General features: G+C 58.1%; 15 protein-coding genes. 8 read left to right on the top strand and 7 right to left on the bottom strand.

Features of this window, described 5'->3' with window-relative positions; genetic code table 11:
- The first annotated feature begins 184 nt into the window (after window positions 1–184).
- Genes pgaA through ACWHXT_RS07325 form a run of 4 tightly spaced genes read left to right on the top strand, consistent with a single transcriptional unit; the run spans window position 185 to window position 6,201 of the window.
- Entirely contained in the window at window positions 185–2,626 is a 2,442-nt protein-coding gene (gene pgaA, locus ACWHXT_RS07340; protein ID WP_447957789.1) for a poly-beta-1,6 N-acetyl-D-glucosamine export porin PgaA, read from the top strand.
- Window positions 2,626–4,575: a poly-beta-1,6-N-acetyl-D-glucosamine N-deacetylase PgaB gene (gene pgaB, locus ACWHXT_RS07335; RefSeq protein WP_447957788.1), complete on the top strand. Its 1,950-nt coding sequence runs from the start codon at window positions 2,626–2,628 to the stop codon at window positions 4,573–4,575. Before pgaA ends, pgaB begins: the two co-directional genes overlap by 1 nt.
- Window positions 4,572–5,843, top strand: coding sequence for a poly-beta-1,6-N-acetyl-D-glucosamine synthase (gene pgaC / locus ACWHXT_RS07330; protein ID WP_447957787.1), 1,272 nt, complete (start codon window positions 4,572–4,574; stop codon window positions 5,841–5,843). The genes pgaB and pgaC overlap by 4 nt, the downstream gene beginning before the upstream one ends.
- A complete protein-coding gene (locus tag ACWHXT_RS07325; RefSeq protein WP_447957786.1) occupies window positions 5,812–6,201 on the top strand; it encodes a hypothetical protein in 390 nt (129 codons plus the stop codon). Before pgaC ends, ACWHXT_RS07325 begins: the two co-directional genes overlap by 32 nt.
- Here ACWHXT_RS07325 and ACWHXT_RS07320 read toward each other — a convergent pair.
- The 6 genes from ACWHXT_RS07320 to ACWHXT_RS07295 all read right to left on the bottom strand — a co-directional run bounded on the left by ACWHXT_RS07320 (window position 6,198) and on the right by ACWHXT_RS07295 (window position 9,953).
- Window positions 6,198–6,773, bottom strand: coding sequence for a nucleotidyltransferase family protein (locus tag ACWHXT_RS07320; protein ID WP_447957785.1), 576 nt, complete (start codon window positions 6,771–6,773; stop codon window positions 6,198–6,200). The genes ACWHXT_RS07325 and ACWHXT_RS07320 overlap by 4 nt on opposite strands.
- A 73-nt stretch (window positions 6,774–6,846) precedes the next feature.
- Entirely contained in the window at window positions 6,847–7,323 is a 477-nt protein-coding gene (locus ACWHXT_RS07315) for an HD domain-containing protein (protein WP_447957784.1), read from the bottom strand.
- Between the two features lie 239 nt (window positions 7,324–7,562).
- Window positions 7,563–7,910, bottom strand: coding sequence for a DOPA 4,5-dioxygenase family protein (locus ACWHXT_RS07310; RefSeq protein WP_447957783.1), 348 nt, complete (start codon window positions 7,908–7,910; stop codon window positions 7,563–7,565).
- 230 nt (window positions 7,911–8,140) lie between these two features.
- Window positions 8,141–8,713: a hypothetical protein gene (locus ACWHXT_RS07305; RefSeq protein ID WP_447957782.1), complete on the bottom strand. Its 573-nt coding sequence runs from the start codon at window positions 8,711–8,713 to the stop codon at window positions 8,141–8,143.
- 114 nt (window positions 8,714–8,827) lie between these two features.
- Complete coding sequence (locus ACWHXT_RS07300; RefSeq protein ID WP_447957781.1) at window positions 8,828–9,316, bottom strand: hypothetical protein; 489 nt, start codon at window positions 9,314–9,316, stop codon at window positions 8,828–8,830.
- 19 nt (window positions 9,317–9,335) lie between these two features.
- Entirely contained in the window at window positions 9,336–9,953 is a 618-nt protein-coding gene (locus ACWHXT_RS07295) for a DUF7822 domain-containing protein (protein ID WP_447957780.1), read from the bottom strand.
- Between the two features lie 414 nt (window positions 9,954–10,367).
- Between ACWHXT_RS07295 and ACWHXT_RS07290 the strand changes: the two genes are divergently transcribed.
- Entirely contained in the window at window positions 10,368–11,681 is a 1,314-nt protein-coding gene (locus ACWHXT_RS07290; RefSeq protein ID WP_447957779.1) for a hypothetical protein, read from the top strand.
- Window positions 11,682–11,705: 24 nt separating this feature from the next.
- Here the strand turns inward: ACWHXT_RS07290 and ACWHXT_RS07285 are convergent, their stop codons facing one another.
- Window positions 11,706–12,224, bottom strand: coding sequence for a zinc ribbon-containing protein (locus tag ACWHXT_RS07285; protein WP_447528541.1), 519 nt, complete (start codon window positions 12,222–12,224; stop codon window positions 11,706–11,708).
- A gap of 172 nt (window positions 12,225–12,396) precedes the next feature.
- On the opposite strand from ACWHXT_RS07285, the gene leuS reads away from it, so the two are divergent.
- From leuS to holA, 3 genes are read left to right on the top strand one after another with little or no spacing between them, the layout of a single operon-like run.
- Window positions 12,397–14,982, top strand: a complete 2,586-nt coding sequence (gene leuS / locus ACWHXT_RS07280) for a leucine--tRNA ligase (RefSeq protein WP_447957778.1) — start codon at window positions 12,397–12,399, stop codon at window positions 14,980–14,982.
- Window positions 14,979–15,488 (top strand): LPS-assembly lipoprotein LptE, encoded by a 510-nt coding sequence (locus ACWHXT_RS07275; protein ID WP_447957777.1) that lies wholly within the window; start codon window positions 14,979–14,981, stop codon window positions 15,486–15,488. The genes leuS and ACWHXT_RS07275 overlap by 4 nt, the downstream gene beginning before the upstream one ends.
- On the top strand, window positions 15,485–16,546 hold the full coding sequence (gene holA, locus ACWHXT_RS07270) for a DNA polymerase III subunit delta (protein WP_447895809.1): 1,062 nt from the start codon (window positions 15,485–15,487) through the stop codon (window positions 16,544–16,546). The genes ACWHXT_RS07275 and holA overlap by 4 nt, the downstream gene beginning before the upstream one ends.
- Window positions 16,547–16,607: the final 61 nt, after the last annotated feature.

Below are 16,607 nucleotides of genomic sequence, written 5' to 3'. Positions count from 1 at the left end.
AGCATGGGAAACCCCATGTCATGCCACTCCTTTAGGTGAATGAGCTTGCCGCTCCCCGGGTAGCATTGCCTCATTACCACATTCAGCCATTAGCCTGATTCGGCGCTTTGTATACTTCTATACACTCAAAGTTACACTTTATTACATAAGTGTCACGCCTTTCGCTTTGCGCAGGAATGTCACCATGCCCAGCCGTCTTTGCCGCTTTTGGCCACTTGGCCTGCTCGCAAGCTTGATGGCGGGGGCCGCTCATGGCCAAACCACTCATGATCAGCGCACCACGGATCTCACCCGCGAGGCATGGGTGCTCGAGGCGCGGGAAGGCGAGCTGGCCGCACCGATCCAGGGCCTTGAAACGCTTTACGCTCAAACCCGCGATGAGGCAGTCCGCGCAGACCTGATCGCGCTGCTCTTACGCGCCGAGCGCTACCAGGAAGCACTCGATGTCTGCGCCCGCTGCCCTGTCGAGCAGTACCGGCCCAACGAGCTGGAGAACCTGGGCGGCGCGGCGCGTCGCGTCGAGGCCTTTGATGAAGCGCTGGCGTTTTTCCAGGCGCTGGCTCACCGCCACCCGCAAAATGGCCAGGGGTTTTTGGGCCAGGCGCTGATCTATACCGATATGCAGCAGTATACGCTCGCCGAGATTGCCCTGGATCGCTACACCCAGGTAGCGGGCACGACACCTCAGGGGCTAGAGGCGCAAGGATATCTTGCCTCGCGCACGCAAAACGCCACCCAGGAACTCGCCGCACGCCAAGCGCTTGTAGAGCTCGACCCGGCCAATACAAGCGAGCTTCAGGCGGTTTACCGGCTCGCGGTGGGGCTGGGCGCCAGCAGCGCCGCCCGCGCGCTCATGCAGCAAAACCCGGATACCTTCAACGCCAGCGACCGGCTTTGGCTTACCTACTACGAGGCGGTAACGGATGTTCGCTTAGGCATTCATACCGATGAGCCCCGCCGTACCGCAAGCGGGTTGGCACAGCTGGATACGGTGATAGCCAACGCCGATACGCCCCAGGAACTTGAGCGCCTGGCCGAATACGACCGGGTCGTGGCTCTTACCGAGCTTCGCCGCTTCAGCGAAGCCGAAGCACTCTCCACACGGCTCACCACCCAGCACGGCACCCTTCCGGACTACGTGCTGCGTGCCCGGGCGCTAGCGCTTACCGGGCTTGGTCGACCGGATGACGCCACGAGGCTTTATCGTGAGCTCATTGCGCGCAACCCGAGCATGGCCATCACGCCGGAAGACCCGCTCAACGAGGGGCTTTTCTACAGCTATACCGATGCCCAGCGCTTCAAGGACGCCGACCAATTGCTGCAGAACTGGCTGAGCCAGGAGCCGGAGTATCGCTGGGACTTCACCCGCACGACGCAAATCACCAATACCCAGTATCAAAAAATCCTGATGCTCGATGTTCTACTGACCGCCTGGCGCGGGCAAATGGACCAAGCGAGTGAGCGCTTGGCGAGCTACCAGGCCCAGGCCCCGGGCGAGCCCTACCTATGGATTACTCGTGGCGATCTCGAGCGTGCTAGAGGCTGGCCCCGTCAGGCCGAAGCCTCTTATCAGCGGGCCGAGACCATGCTTCCCCCGGATCAACGCTACCAGGTCGAGCACGGTGAGCTGTTATCGCGCCTGCAGCGCGGCCAGTGGGAAGGTACGACGACCGAGATCGCCAAGCAGATCGTCGAAACACGCCCCAGCGCCTCCCGGGACGAACTGGCCCGGGAGTGGCGCGAAGCGCGGGCGCCCCAGTTAAGCGCCACCGTTACCCGCAGTAGCGGCGAAGGCGTCAGCACCCAGGCCTCGAAAGAGTGGCGCTCGGATGTACGCCTGGACGGGCCACGCAATGCCAACGGTTCGCGCCCGTTCGTTCAGCAAGTCAACCAGTACGGCGAGTTCGATGAACAGGATCTGCGCGCCGGTTACACCATCGCGGGCTACGAGCTGAACCTGCACCCTACAACGCTGGTGCTCTCGGCGGGTCATGGCGCTCAGCTTGGTAGCGACTTTCTCGCCCAGGCAGAGCTCCGTTACGCGCCAACGGATCATATAACGACCACGGTAGGCGCCGAACTCAACACGAAGGAGACACCCCTTCGCGCGTTGGTGGATGACGTGAGTGCCGACCGCTACCACGGCGAATTGACGCTTCGCCGCGACGAGCGCGGAGCCGGCGCATTCGGGGTGGCAGCGGTGGATTTCGATGATGGCAACCTGCGCCGATCAATCTACGGCTATTGGAGTGAAACCTTCTACCATCTGGATCGCTGGCAGGTGAACGGCGAGATTCAGGCCGGCGCCTCACAAAACGACGAAGTGGCGGCGAGCTACTTCAATCCCGAGCGCGACGCAAGCCTGGCCGGCGTCGTGTCGGTGAACTACGAAATGCCGCTGGATTACCGCCAGAGCTTCATACAAACGGTTTCGCTGGGCTCCGGACGTTACTGGCAAAAGTCGTTCGATGACGAAAACACCTGGTCGATCGGCTACGGCCACCGCTTCGAACTCGCCCCGGCCTTCAGCCTCGAGTACGGCATCACCCGCGAACGCGCGGTCTACGACGGCCTCCCCGAATACGACAACACCTTCACCGCGGGCTTTGTATGGAGATTTTTGTGATGCACTGGCGAACAATCGTGACCGGTATGGTGTTGCTGCTTTTAAGCGTTCAGGTCCAGGCTCAGCGGGCACCGGACGACTTCGTCGTCATCAGCTACCACGACGTGGTCGACCATCAGGTGACGCCGAATCTGCCGCTCTATTCGCAAACTATCACACGCACCCGGCTGGTCGAACACTTCAACCTGATCGAAGCCGAAGGCTACCAGCCGGTAAGCTTTCAGCAAATTATCGACGCCAGGCAAGGACGCGCGCCGCTGCCGGAAAAAGCCGTACTGCTCACCTTCGATGACGGCTACCAAAGCTTTTACGATATCGTTTTTCCGCTTTTGAAACTCTACGACTTCCCCGCCGTGCAGGCCGTCGTGGGCAGCTGGCTCGACGTGCCTGCCGGCGGCCAGGTGCCCTACGGCAGTATCACGCTGCCGCGGGATCGGTTTCTAAGCTGGGCCCAAGTGCAGGAACTCGACGCCTCGCCGCTGGTGGAGATTGCCTCTCACTCTTTTGATCTTCACCACGGCGTGCCGGGTAACCCCATGGGCAACGAACAGGGTGCGGCGGTTACCAGCACCTGGCACGCCGGCACCGGCTATGAGAGTGAAGCCGCTTATCTCGAGCGCATTCGTGGCGACATGGCCCGCACCCACGCGCAGTTCGAAGAGTATCTCGGGCGCGAACCGCTGATGATGGTCTGGCCCTACGGTGCGTACAGCCAGGCCACGCTCGAGATGGCCGCCGAGGTTGGCATGCGCTACAGCTTCAGCCTGACGAGCGCCCCTAATCGGCTTGACGACCCGCTCGAGAGTATCAACCGCTACTTGATCGATCAGGAGACCAGCCTCGAGACTTTTAACGAGATACTGGCCAACCGCACCTGGGAAATCGAGGCGCTGCGCATCGTGCACGTGGATCTGGACTACGTGTATGACCCCGACCCGGTTCAGCAGGAGCAAAACCTCGACCGGCTGGTACAGCGTATCTACAGCTACGGCGTCAGCACCGTGTATCTGCAGGCGTTTGCCGACCCGGACGCCGATGGCGTGGCCCAGGCGCTCTACTTCCCCAACCGCCATCTGCCGATGCGCGCCGACCTTTTCAACCGGGTGGCCTGGCAGCTTAAAAAACGCGCCAACGTAAAAGTGTACGCCTGGATGCCGGTGCTCGCTTTCGACCTGGGCGAGGGGCATCGTTACGTCATCAACGACCGCACCGGCGGTGAGTCGCCGAAACATTACCGCAGGCTCTCGCCATTCAATTTGGATAACCGCCGTATTATCAACGAAATCTACCAGGACTTGGGCCGCATGACCAAGTTCGACGGCGTGCTGTTTCACGACGACGCCTTCTTGACCGATCATGAGGATACAGGCCCCGACGCGCTCGATGCGTACGCCCGCGCAGGCCTGCCCCGAGATATTGGCGCCTTGCAGCAAGACGGTGTCATAACGCGCTGGACCGCCTTCAAGGAACAGTACCTGGGAGATTTCACTCAAGAGCTGCTGGCCTCGGCCAATCACTATCGTCAGTCGGATAACAAGGCGTTTACCAGTTCGCGCAACCTCTATGCGATGACGGTGATGGAGCCCGAGAGCCAACAGTGGTTCTCCCAAAGCCTTGCCGGCTTCGCCCGTGATTACGACTACGTGGCGGTCATGGCGATGCCCTACATGGAAGAGGCCGAGCACCCCAACGCCTGGCTCACCGAACTCGCCCGCCGCTCACTTAGAGAGGTCAGCGCAAAACAGCTGGTATTCGAGCTACAAACCCAGGACTGGCGCACCCAGACGCCGATTCCCAGCGAAGAGATCGCCGAATGGGTCCGGATTCTACGCGCGCAGGGCATCGTCAATATCGGCTACTACCCGGACGATTTTCATCGAAACCATCCGGATATCGACGTCATCAGGCCACACTTTTCCAATGGACTACGCTTTAGAGCCGTGCCATGAACCTGCTCGACGCATTGGCGGTGTTTACGTTGGGCTACCCAAGCGTGATGGCCACTATCTGGATATGTGGCGGGGTCTATTTCTACCTGCACTGGGAGCGCAAGCAGCCAGCCTTCACCACCTTTCAGTTCGAGAGCACGGCGCCGAAGGTGACGGTACTACTGCCCTGCTACAACGAAGGTCTGAATGTAGACGAAACGCTGCATCACCTGTTCCGGCAAAACTACCCCCATATGGACGTGGTCGCGATCAACGACGGAAGCCAGGACGACACCCTCGCTCGCCTTCAGGCGTCAACCGCGCAGTATCCCAAACTGACGGTACTGAACCAGCCCAACCAGGGCAAGGCCAGCGCCATGAATCACGGCCTGGCCTGCGCCACCGGCGACATCATCGTCGGTATCGACGGTGACGCCATTCTCGATTACGACGCCGTGGGCTTCATGGTCAGCCACTTTCTCAATAGCCCAAAAGTCAGCGGCGTGACCGGTAACCCCCGGGTGCGCACTCGTTCGACGGCGATCGGCAAGATTCAGACCGGCGAGTTCTCTGCGATTATCGGCCTGATCAAACGTGCCCAGCGTATCTATGGAATGGTGTTCACTATTTCCGGGGTGATCTGTGCGTTCCGCCGCGATGCGATCGAGAGAATCGGGGGCTGGAACACCGACATGATCACCGAGGATATCGATATCAGCTGGCGACTGCAGCTCGACGGCGGCCAGGTGCGCTACGAGCCGCGCGCCATGTGTTGGGTACTGATGCCGGAAACCCTGCGCGGGCTTTTCAAGCAGCGCCTGCGCTGGGCCCAGGGCGGCGGCGAGGTCTTTCTACGTTACTTCACACAAACCATGCGCTGGAAAAACCGACGCTTTTGGATACTGATGCTTGAGTACGTTGTCAGCGTCGTGTGGTGTTACTCGGTGCTTTTACTAATCATCGCGTGGCTAGTCGCCAAGGCGCTTTCACCCACGACCTGGCCCGTCACCGCCAGTGTGCTCTCTTACTTCAGCAGCCTTTTGATCTTCATTAGCTTCATTCAGTTTTCGGTGAGTTTTTATATCGACAGCCGCTACGACCGGGAGATTCTCAAGTGCGTTTACTGGAGCATTTGGTACCCCTTTGCGTACTGGATACTGAACCTGATGACCGTCATCGTCGCTTTTCCCAAGGCGATGAGACGTCAACAAGGCCGCCTGGCTACCTGGCAAAGCCCCGACAGAGGAGAAGCGTTCAATGAACAAACTGATACCCGTCATCATCGATAACCCCTGCCAAAAGTGCTGGCAGTACCGCACCCGAGACGCGGTCATGGCAACGGCCACGCTTGCGCTGTGGCTGGTGGTGCTGTCACGGCTTCACGGGTTTTATATGCTCGAGGAGGCGATCATCGACCAGCTTTACGGCTCTACCATGCTGAAAATGCTGGTGGCGGGCTTTATCACCACCTTTCTAACCTTTCACCTATGGGCGATCTACAACCGCTACCTCTATACCAGCGTACTCAAACGTGGCGAACCTACGCCCCCAACGCCCCTACTCGAAGAGCACGCTCCTAACCAGCCCCTGGAGCTTTTGAATGGAATACCCCACGCCTCCAAGCCGGAAGGCAACCTCATCCCTTAGACGTCCTTGGCATCCGGTGGCACCGGCAACCCCTGCACTACCAGTTTGGGCCAGCTTATTTGCCAGCCTTTTTCGATTATCCGTTTTTCGAGCGCCTGGGGTTTAGGCCGCGCCGGGTTGAGGGTAATGGTCAGTTCGAAAAGCGCCGCCACGCCAAAGGGCGCGACCAGCCGAATCCTTCCGCGCTCATCGAGTAGCGCCCCCACCGCGGTTTCTACCTCCACCCAGTGGCGCATGGCGTCTTCACATGAGCCGTAGGGCGCATCACCGTTGCGGGTATGCATCCGCGCCTGGTTTTTCACCGACCAGGGCAGTGCCATGCGCCGGTTAAGTTGCAACTCGAGGGCGCGGTCCTTCTCGGGGCAGGTATCCTGGGGGTCAAAATAGATCAAATCGATGTCGTTGAGCGGCGTGGCGCTACCGAAGCCGTGTGCTTTATCCCAGGCCAGGTTGCGCACAAACCCGGCGGCCAGACACCAATGGCGCAGTCCCAAACCAGCCGCCACCCGAAGCGCCTGCATACGCAAGCGGTCTTGACCCAGCCACGCCATCAGTCTGGCCTCGTTGGTCATCTAGCCCCCTCATGCAAGCGCCGAGCGAAAATAGCACCGTCGTTGGGTGTCGCCCAACGGCGTCGACCGTTTTTTAACTCAGCCGAGTCGCTGGTTCGGGGGTATAAAATACCCCGCGCGCCCGGGCTTGTGACAGCAAACGCCGATAGTACTCTTTGAACACCCCATCCGAAAAAAACGCTTCCAGATAATTGACGGCCTCCGCATACTCGACGCCGCTGTCTCTGTAGGCCGAGCGCTGTTCGCTGGTGCACAGGTTTTGAATGAGCGGCATCAGCTTATCGGCGGACTTTACCAATTGTGCCTCGCGGGTTTGCTGCGCCGTGTACTCATCGAAAAGTGCGGCAAAAGAGTGGGCCGTGTGCTCGGGCAGTTTGGAAAAAAGCTTGTTCGCCGCCGCTTTTTCGTGCACTTCTTTATGGCGCGTATCGCTTCGATAAGGGTTGGTGTCCCCGGCGTATAGTTCGGGAAGATCATGAAGCATCGCCATCTTGAGCATTTTGGGAAAATCGACGTCTTCCAGTTCGTTTTCAACCAGCATTAAAAACATCGCAAGATGCTAGGAGTGCTCCGCATCGCTCTCGGCTCTTCCGATTTGCGTCGTATGGCACTCTCTTTCACAGGTTTTGAAGGGTTCTATCTCTTTCAAAAACGTGATTTTCGACTCGATATCCATGTACGGCTCTCATTACTGCTTAAAACGTTTACTACTTACCGCAGGCCTTTAGCGCTTCACCCATGCGCCCCTTAAGCAGCTTTCAAGACGGCGCCTGGCTTCAGCCCTGGCGACTACAATCCGTTCAGATCCAGCGCCACCGGCTCACCGAGCCAGTAGGCGTAGGTCGTGTGATCCATGAGTGTGTTACCCGTTAGGGCGTGGATCAATACGCTAAGGCCCTTTCTGTTCGTATCCAACCAGGCAATGAACTGCTCGAAGCTTTTCTGACCAAACACGATCTGGCAGCTCCACTTGGTGTGCGGCCCGACGCACTTTTGGTGCACGCGGCCAACCTTGAGGCCAAATATTTCGCCAGCATCGGCGCAGAGCTTGGTGGCGAACACGACCGTCTTTTCGTCGAAGTAGACGTGGGCGTGGTAGGCCTTGTGAAGGTTAACGGGTCTGTTGGGTTGATTCATGGGAAGCCTCGCTCTCGATTAACCGAATGGGGTAGCCATAGGTATTTAGTCGGCGCTTATTTCATTCAGCAGCCTTAAGCAGGTGTCCTTTTAGAACGCGGGTATGAATATACGTTTCGAGGTTTGCACTATAGAGCACTAAGAGGCGCTGTTTACCTCCTCCTCTTCAAATACGGCATTACCATGACCCAAGTCATAATCGAAAAGAAATGTTTAGTAGACACCCAACATCAATACCGTCCCATCAGGTAACCGAGAAAACGTACCAGGGCGTTGGGACGGGGCCGACAATCCCATTTATAAATTTCCCCTTGAGGCATTTCTTCCTCGGCGCCATAACCCGTGAGGTCTTTGGCTTGCAGCAGCGCCAGGGAGTAAAGGTGGTCGATGACTTCATCGTCACGCTCCTGCTGGCGCTGCATTCCCAACAGCGTTTTCTTGATAACGGCGTAGTTTCCCGGCGGCTTCCCGGTTTCCTCGAGATGGGTAACGCCCTCATCGCCTATATGGCAAACACCCCACTCGTTAAGTCCGTCTTTCCAAAAAGATATGTCTGAAAAATGCGCGCGCTCCTCTGCCTCACAGAAAAGTACGTCGCGTTTTGCGGAAAGGTAGCGGCGCTCTTTAACCTGAAAGAAGAGCGAGGCACGTTTTCCGCCGTACTCAAAGACAAAAAGCTTTTTTTCAGGCGTGACGATGGCAATCAAGTCGGGATCCTCTGGGTCGTTCGTCTCCTGCGCCACCAGGTCCTTTTTCATTTGCGCAAAATGCGCTGCGTCACACACCAACCATGAAAAATCCATACTCTATGACCTCTTGCCTATATCCTGCACAAAAACCAGAACACCAAAAGCGGTTTGGTCGCTGCAAACAGTCACAACGATGGTCAAACGCACCGTCTTCTATAGCGTGCAACTTTAAGGTGATACGAGCGCTATAGAACGTGTCTCGACGTCTCGTTTGGTAGCGGCGATAGCGTTCGAAAGCTGCCTTTTGAAACTTCCCCACTCATCAGTTTTTTTGCCATGAAACATAAGTACACTGCCGCTTTTATCTTCATAGCTCAAAATAGAAGCCGTTACGGGTGTTAAAAATCCAATTTGATCGTAAACAAGCGATAGTGAAAGGATGAATATAAAAATGCCGATGATCGCAATCCAAAATGTCGAGGTAAGCCATAGTATTACCGTGGATACCGATAAACAGATCAGCGCCTTCAAGAGCCCTTCCCCGACAAAATGAGGATAACCTCGCCAACGCTCGAATACCGGAGACATCTCGGCCAGCGGGTACTGGTCCTCTACTAAATTTTGCCCTTTTTTCCAGTACAAATAGAAATACTCCTCGTCAAAGGAGTACCGATATATTGCCCTGAACTTCTTCACTTCGATAGACTGATCAATCAAACTGACCTACCTATTTCGGTTATTCATCGCGAGTATAAAACAGAGTGTTCGACCAGTTACCGAAGCCCAGGGCAAGGACATCGTTATATGATTGCCGGTATGGCGCAGGCTTGAACAGCGAAATAAGCCGGCTCATTACTCCACCAGCACTACGCTCATGAAGTTCTGTCGCCACTGCCTTGCTGGTAACAACGATGTTTTTGACCTCTTCGAGTAAGCGTTGATTCTGGATTTCCGCATTCTCATCATCCATCCAGAAAACCTCGGCGCACTCGAGTAGAAAATAGCGATTTTTGACCGTATCCGAGGCAAGAAACTGACGTGCTTCCTCAATAGCATTGGATACATCCTCTCGCTCAATACGGCTCAGAAACTGTTCGAGATTGGCAAGCCCCCCTTCAAAATCACCCAATAAGGCAATCTTTTCCTCTTTCTCATCAAGCTCCCCGTCGTCCAGCTCTTCCTCAGCGTCTTCAGGGTCGAAAATCATCGAATCACAAACTCGCGGCTGGCTCGAAACCAACAGTTTGAAAAGTAGTGGGATGTCGTAATTCCATTCTGACACGCCCGTGATTGACACTTTTTCATCTTCGCCTGGTATGCCACTGCAGCTATACAAATAAGCGCGATTCGCCATGGTCTCTCTCTGTCATCTGATTATTCTGAAACAAACCCAGTATCAACCAGGTTCATAATGTCAATAACCTATCTTAATATCCATTCGATCATCAATATCATTTAATAATTTTTATCAATTGAAAGATTGCGGGTAAAGCTCGTTTATTAGCCCAAGCTCTCTCTTCCAAGGGATTTGATGGATTGGTCTTAGCGCGGTTAATGCGCTTGCGAGCCGCCCGCGAAAGCTATCGGCGCTAAGTTACTGGAACAACCGAACCTATTTCTTCCAAGAGCATCTATCCAGGCCTCGGGTGCGCTAATCGCTTACTCGCGCCACATGGCCGTTTCGACTCTAGAAGCGCGCCGCCGCCCTTCTGCTGGCCTTTAGGCGCTTTCCCGATTAGCCTAATCCTTCGAAGTTAAAGGATCACGTATGGATCAAACGACCTCTCGGCGGCGCCTGGCGGGCACGCTCGCCTTGCTTGGGCTTTTTTTGCAGATTATCGGGTTTACGCCCTTCATCACCTCGACCCAGCTTGTGAGTTATCTGCTTTGGGCGGCGGTCGTCCTGCTTTGGAAAGACATTCCCAAGCGCTCGCGGGTGCAGGCGGCGGCGCTGATCGGGATTGGCGGGCTGATGCTTTTGGCGGCGCGGTTCCTATACGGCGCTGATGTGGATTGGCCGCACGTGCTGGAAGGTAACGTGTTCGTGGTCGCGATGCTGATCGGGGTGAGCTTTATCTCGCTGGTCGGCCGGCAAGGCAACAAACCCGCGGCGGGTAAGCGACTGACCGGCAGCGGCGGTGTACTGCGCACCTGGCTTGGGGTGCACTTTCTGGGCACGATTTTGAATCTTTCCACCGTGTTCATGGTGGGCGACCGTATCGCGCGGCGAAGTCCACTCACCACACCGCAGTTTTTAGCACTCAACCGCGGACTCTCGAGCGCTGCTTTATGGTCGCCGTTTTTTGCGTCCATGGGGGTGGTGATCGCACTGGCGCCCGAGGTTCAGTACAGCCAAATCGCCCTGGTGGGCTTTCCCATCGCCATGCTGTCCGGGCTAATTACGACGCTGGAGCTTCGCCGCCGCTTCGATTTGAGCGGCGTCGACGGCTTTTCGCTCTCACCGCGTAGTCTCTTCATGCCGCTGGGCATGGCGTTTGGGGTGATGCTCTTTCACTTTTGGCTCACCCCGTCGCTTTCGATCGTGAGTATCATTACCTTTTTACTGCCCGGCGTGGCGCTCGCGGTCAATCTACGCGAGGGCCCCGTTTTCACGGCAAAGCGAATTCGCCAGCACACCTTCAACCGGTTGCCCGCCATGCGCGGGGAAATATCCCTGTTTCTGGCCGCCGGGCTTTTGACCGTTGGTCTTTCCACGCTGGTCAACGCCGCGGCGGGGGATGAGTGGACACTGTTCGAGCGCTTCGCCACCGGCCAGGCGATGATCAGCTATGTCGCGATCTTATTGAGCGCCCTGGCGGGACTTCATCCGATCATTGGGGTGTCGGTGCTGGCCTCGATACTGAATCTTTCTGCCAGCGAGCAGACGCTGTTCGCCTTTGTCGCCCTGAGTAGTTGGGCGGTGGGCACCAGCGTCGGGCCGCTTTCGGGGATCAATCTTTCGCTACAGGGGCGCTACGGGGTGAGCGGCTATCAGATGATGCGCGATAACCTGGCCTACGCCGCCATCATGAGCCTGCTCTCGCTGGGCGCGATCGCAGGCATCGGGCAGTTTAGCGCTTGAATCGTCGAAATCCGGTTCGTGAACTCAGGTTTCGATGATCTTGTTGGGGAAGCGGTAGAAGTAGCGATGGCCGCATTCATGGCAGGGCTCCAGCCGCGCAACGCCGCTAAGCATGACCTGGGCGTCGCAATGCACGCAGGCCATGAGGCCAGGGGCTGCCAGCTCGCCTTCGCAGTAGTCGGCCCGGGCCGCCTCTAAATCGTCTTCGAATCGCTCGCGCTCGACCACGCTGCGATCGGCGATGGATAAAAGCGACTCGACCACGCGCCGCGAAACCCCATCGACATCGATACCCAGCCACTGCGCCACCTGTTTGCCGGTATCCGACATGTAGTGACGCATGTCGCGCAAATCGCGTTCGACCCAGGCGCGCAGAAGCGCCAGTTCGTCCTTGGTGTACTCCTCGAACTCGGCTTCAAAGGCGACGGCGTCGTCCAGATCCCTTTGCAGATTCGTCCAGGTGAGTTCACCGGTACCATCTTTCATACGCTCGAGCAGGCGCTCGTAGCCTTCGCGTAAACGGTGGTCGTTATCTCGTTCCATGGTTACTCTCCTGTTTCAGTACCACGCGGTCCTTGCTTGAAGGGCTATCACCGGCTAACCGTTCAAGGTTACACCAGCATAGGATACAATCGGCACTACTAATCTGACAGCCGCCATTATCATTCATACTGCGCCCTTGTGGGGCGAATTACGCCAAGGCATTGAAAAACCGATGGATGCACACTATAGCCCTCGCGAGATCGAACGTGACGCCCAACAGTACTGGGACAAGAATCAGTGCTTCAAAGCCGTAGAAGACGCCAATCGCGAAAAGTTCTATTGCCTTTCCATGTTCCCCTACCCTAGCGGTAAGCTCCACATGGGTCACGTGCGTAACTACACCATTGGCGATGTGGTTTCGCGTTTTCATCGTATGCAGGGCAAAAACGTCATGCAGCCCATGGGCTGGGACGCCTTCGGCATGCCGGCGGAAAACGCCGCTATTCAAAACCAGGTGCCACCCGGCGAGTGGACCTACCAAAATATCGATTACATGCGCACCCAGCTCAAGGCACTGGGCTTCGCCTACGACTGGAGCCGCGAATTCGCCACCTGCGATACGAGCTATTACCGCTGGGAGCAGTGGTTCTTCACCAAACTCGTCGAAAAGGGCCTGGTCTACAAGAAGATGTCCACGGTGAACTGGGACCCGGTGGACCAGACGGTGCTGGCCAACGAGCAGGTCATCGAAGGCCGCGGCTGGCGCTCCGGCGCGTTAGTCGAGCGCAAAGAGATTCCGCTGTGGTTTCTTAAGATCACCGACTACGCCGACGAATTGCTGGCTGATCTGGACAAGGTCGAGTGGCCCGAGCAGGTCAAGACCATGCAGCGCAACTGGATCGGCAAGTCAAAAGGCGTCGAGCTCAGCTTTGATATCGAAGCCGCGGACGGCGCCGCGTGTGAGCCGCTTTCGGTCTACACCACCCGCCCGGATACGCTGATGGGCGTGACCTATGTGGCCGTGGCCGCCGGCCACCCGCTGGCGAAAGAAGCCGCCGCGCATAACCCAGAGCTTGCGGCCTTTTGCGAGGAGTGCGCCAAGGGCGGCACCTCGGAAGCCGAGATGGCCACCAAGGAGAAGCTGGGGATGGCCACCGGCCATAGCGCCGTACATCCGCTTAGCGGTGAGCGCGTGCCGGTGTTCGTTGCCAACTTCGTGCTCATGGAGTTCGGCACCGGCGCGGTCATGGCCGTGCCCGCTCACGACCAGCGCGACTGGGAGTTCGCCACCAAGTACGGTGTCGAGATCAAACCCGTCATTGCCGATGAAAACGGCAATACGCCGGATCTCAGCCAGGCGGCCTTTGTTGAGCACGGCACGCTGATCAACTCAGGTGACTTCGATGGTCTCGAGTTTGAGGCGGCTTTTGATGCCATCGCCGCCAAAATTTCCGAGCTCGGCCGCGGCGAGACCAAGACCAACTACCGCATTCGCGACTGGGGCGTGGCCCGCCAGCGCTACTGGGGCGCGCCGATTCCGGTGAAGTACGGCCCCGAAGGCCAGACAGTGCCGCTGACCGATGACGAGCTGCCGGTTGAACTTCCCATGGAAGTCACCGTGGATGCCTCGGGTTCGCCGCTCAAGAAGATGCCGGCATTTTCCGATCTGGGCGATGGCTGGACCCGCGAAACCGATACCTTTGACACCTTCATGGAGTCTTCCTGGTACTTCGCGCGCTTTTGCTGCGCGGACAACCATGATGCGATGCTCGACGAGCGCGCTAACTACTGGCTGCCGGTGGATCTTTACATCGGCGGGATCGAACACGCCATTTTGCACCTGCTCTACGCCCGCTTCTTCCACAAGCTGATGCGCGATTTCGGCCTGGTCGAATCGGATGAGCCGTTCCAGCAGCTTCTCACTCAGGGCATGGTGATCGCCGAAACCTTCTATCGGCCCATGGATAACGGTGGCAAGCAGTGGTTCAACCCAGCGGATGTGGAAGTGACCCGCGATGAAAAGGGCCGCCCGATCAGCGCCGTGTTGATGAGCGACGGCGAGCCGGTGGAAATGGGCGGCATCGAGAAGATGTCCAAGTCGAAAAACAACGGCGTCGACCCGCAGTCGATGATCGACAAGTTCGGCGCGGACACCGTACGGTTGTTCATGATGTTCGCCGCCCCGCCGGAGCAGTCCCTGGAGTGGTCGGATTCCGGCGTGGAAGGCGCACACCGCTTCTTGAAGCGACTCTGGCGCCAGGTCAGCGAGCATCTGGAAGCCGGTACACCCGAGGCGCTTTCCGTCGAGGCCCTCGACGAGCATCAAAAGACACTGCGCCGCAAGACGCATGAAACGATCAAGAAAGCCGGTGACGATATCGGTCGTCGGACCACCTTCAACACTGCTATCGCCGCCGTGATGGAGCTTTCCAACGCGGTGGGTAAATTCGACGATAGCTCGCCCCAGGGCCTGGCCGTGGCGCGGGAGGCGTTGGAAGCCAGCGTACTGATTTTGGCACCGATCACCCCGCACCTTTGCCACTCGCTTTGGCAAGCGCTTGGCCATCAGGAGCCTGCCATCGAAGCGCGCTGGCCTGCCGTGGACGAGTCGGCCTTGACCCGGGATAGTCTGGAACTGGTGGTACAGGTCAACGGCAAACTGCGCGCGCGCATCGAGGTACCGGCGAGCGCCGACAAGGCCTCCGTGGAGAAACTCGCCATGGAGAACGACAACGTACAGCGCCACCTCGAAGGCCAAACCGTGCGCAAGGTCATCGTGGTACCCGGCAAGCTGGTCAATATCGTGGTGAGCGGATGAGCACGATGAGATTAACGCGCCGGCGCTTGCTGGCGCTGGGGGCCGCCGCCATTACGGCGGCCACACTGGCCGGCTGCGGTTTTCAACTGCGGGGGGCGGACTCGCTCCCCACGCTTCCGGCGCTCACGATCGAAGGTGAGACGGCTACTCCGCTTGCCCGCGAGCTCGAAAGCCAGCTTACCCGCATGGGGACCAACGTAACCCCTGGCGCGCCCTGGCGGGTGACCCTGGGCACGCCCAGGGTCGAAAACCGCGCACTGGGAAGCGAAGGACGCGCCAACCGCGACCACGAGCTGACCATGCGCGTCTCACTCTCGGTGCAGCAGCGCGACACCAGCGCCTACGCGCTCAACAATGCCGTGGTCGATACCGCAACGCGTATCCGCGTCAACGACGACGACCTCTTGAACCGCGAAACGCTGTTGGATGAAGCGAATCAAACGCTGAACCGTCAGCTCGCCAAGCGCATCATCGAGCGCCTCGCCACGCTAGAGACGCCGCCGTGAAGGTGTTCGCCGACCAACTGCCGGGCCAGCTTGCCAAAAAGCTGCCCCGGGTCGTGATCGTTGCCGGTGAAGAGCCCTTGCAGCACCGCGATGCTTGCGACGCGGTGCGCCAAGCCGCGCGCCAGGCCGGTATCGAGGAGCGCGAAGTGCTCGATGTCGAGCCCAATTTCGCCTGGGGGCGGCTTCTGGAGACGGCGAGCAACCTGTCGCTATTTGCCACCAACAAGCTTTTGGAACTGCGTTTAGGCAATCAAAAGCTCGGCCAGGAAGGCAGTAAGGCGCTTGCCCAGTACGCCGAGCAGATGGACGCCAGCGACGATGTGCTCTTGATCAGCATGGGCAAGCTCGACGCCAAGCAGCAAAAAAGCGCCTGGTTCAAGAGCCTGGATAAACACGGGCTCTTCGTGCCGGTATGGCCGGTGGATGCTTCGCGGCTGGGTTACTGGCTACGCGACCGCGCTGGGCTCTACGGCGTGCAGATCGATTTGGACGCGGCCAGGCTTCTGGGCGAGCGTACCGAGGGTAATCTGCTCGCCGCCGACCAGGAGCTTCAAAAACTTGCGCTGATTCACCCCCAGGGCACGCGGCTCAACGTCGAAAGCATCGCCGTGGGTGTCGAGGACAGCTCGCGCTTTGACGTGTTCAACTTGGCGGATGCCTGCTTGAAAGGCGAGCCCCAGCGGGTCTCGAAAATCGTCTCCGGGCTCAAAAGCGAAGGGGTCGAGGCGCCCATCGTGCTTTGGGCGCTGACCCGCGAGCTGCGTACGCTCTTGTCGCTGCATCAACATCTCGATCAGGGCCAGAGCTTCGAACACGCCTGCAAGACCCAAAAGCCGATGATTTTCGATAAGCGTCGCCCGGCGTACCAAAAGGCGATCAGCCGCCTGCCGATGAAGCGGCTGCACAAGCTGTTGCTCATGGCGCAGCGCCTGGATCTGTCGGTCAAGGGCGCGTCCAGCGTGCCGCTCTGGCCCGGCCTGCACGATTTGGCGATGACGATGTCCGGCGCGAAAGGTATACTAACCGAAACCGCATGGACCTACCGAATTGGCGTGTAGCCCGTTAGCAAAGGCTTGAATGGCCGCCCTTAAGGTGGTCCAGGCGACTCATTACCTATTA

The organism is Vreelandella halophytica, assembly GCF_968193635.1.
Note: the sequence above shows the minus strand (reverse complement) of the source record. Positions and strands in the feature narration are given on the sequence as shown.

Coding starts and splice junctions, on each gene's coding strand:
- pgaA (WP_447957789.1), top strand. CDS start 185: ATGCCCAGCCGTCTTTGCCGCTTTTGGCCACTTGGCCTGCTCGCAAGC.
- pgaB (WP_447957788.1), top strand. CDS start 2,626: ATGCACTGGCGAACAATCGTGACCGGTATGGTGTTGCTGCTTTTAAGC.
- pgaC (WP_447957787.1), top strand. CDS start 4,572: ATGAACCTGCTCGACGCATTGGCGGTGTTTACGTTGGGCTACCCAAGC.
- ACWHXT_RS07325 (WP_447957786.1), top strand. CDS start 5,812: ATGAACAAACTGATACCCGTCATCATCGATAACCCCTGCCAAAAGTGC.
- ACWHXT_RS07320 (WP_447957785.1), bottom strand. CDS start 6,773: ATGACCAACGAGGCCAGACTGATGGCGTGGCTGGGTCAAGACCGCTTG.
- ACWHXT_RS07315 (WP_447957784.1), bottom strand. CDS start 7,323: ATGTTTTTAATGCTGGTTGAAAACGAACTGGAAGACGTCGATTTTCCC.
- ACWHXT_RS07310 (WP_447957783.1), bottom strand. CDS start 7,910: ATGAATCAACCCAACAGACCCGTTAACCTTCACAAGGCCTACCACGCC.
- ACWHXT_RS07305 (WP_447957782.1), bottom strand. CDS start 8,713: ATGGATTTTTCATGGTTGGTGTGTGACGCAGCGCATTTTGCGCAAATG.
- ACWHXT_RS07295 (WP_447957780.1), bottom strand. CDS start 9,953: ATGGCGAATCGCGCTTATTTGTATAGCTGCAGTGGCATACCAGGCGAA.
- ACWHXT_RS07290 (WP_447957779.1), top strand. CDS start 10,368: ATGGATCAAACGACCTCTCGGCGGCGCCTGGCGGGCACGCTCGCCTTG.
- ACWHXT_RS07285 (WP_447528541.1), bottom strand. CDS start 12,224: ATGGAACGAGATAACGACCACCGTTTACGCGAAGGCTACGAGCGCCTG.
- leuS (WP_447957778.1), top strand. CDS start 12,397: ATGGATGCACACTATAGCCCTCGCGAGATCGAACGTGACGCCCAACAG.
- ACWHXT_RS07275 (WP_447957777.1), top strand. CDS start 14,979: ATGAGCACGATGAGATTAACGCGCCGGCGCTTGCTGGCGCTGGGGGCC.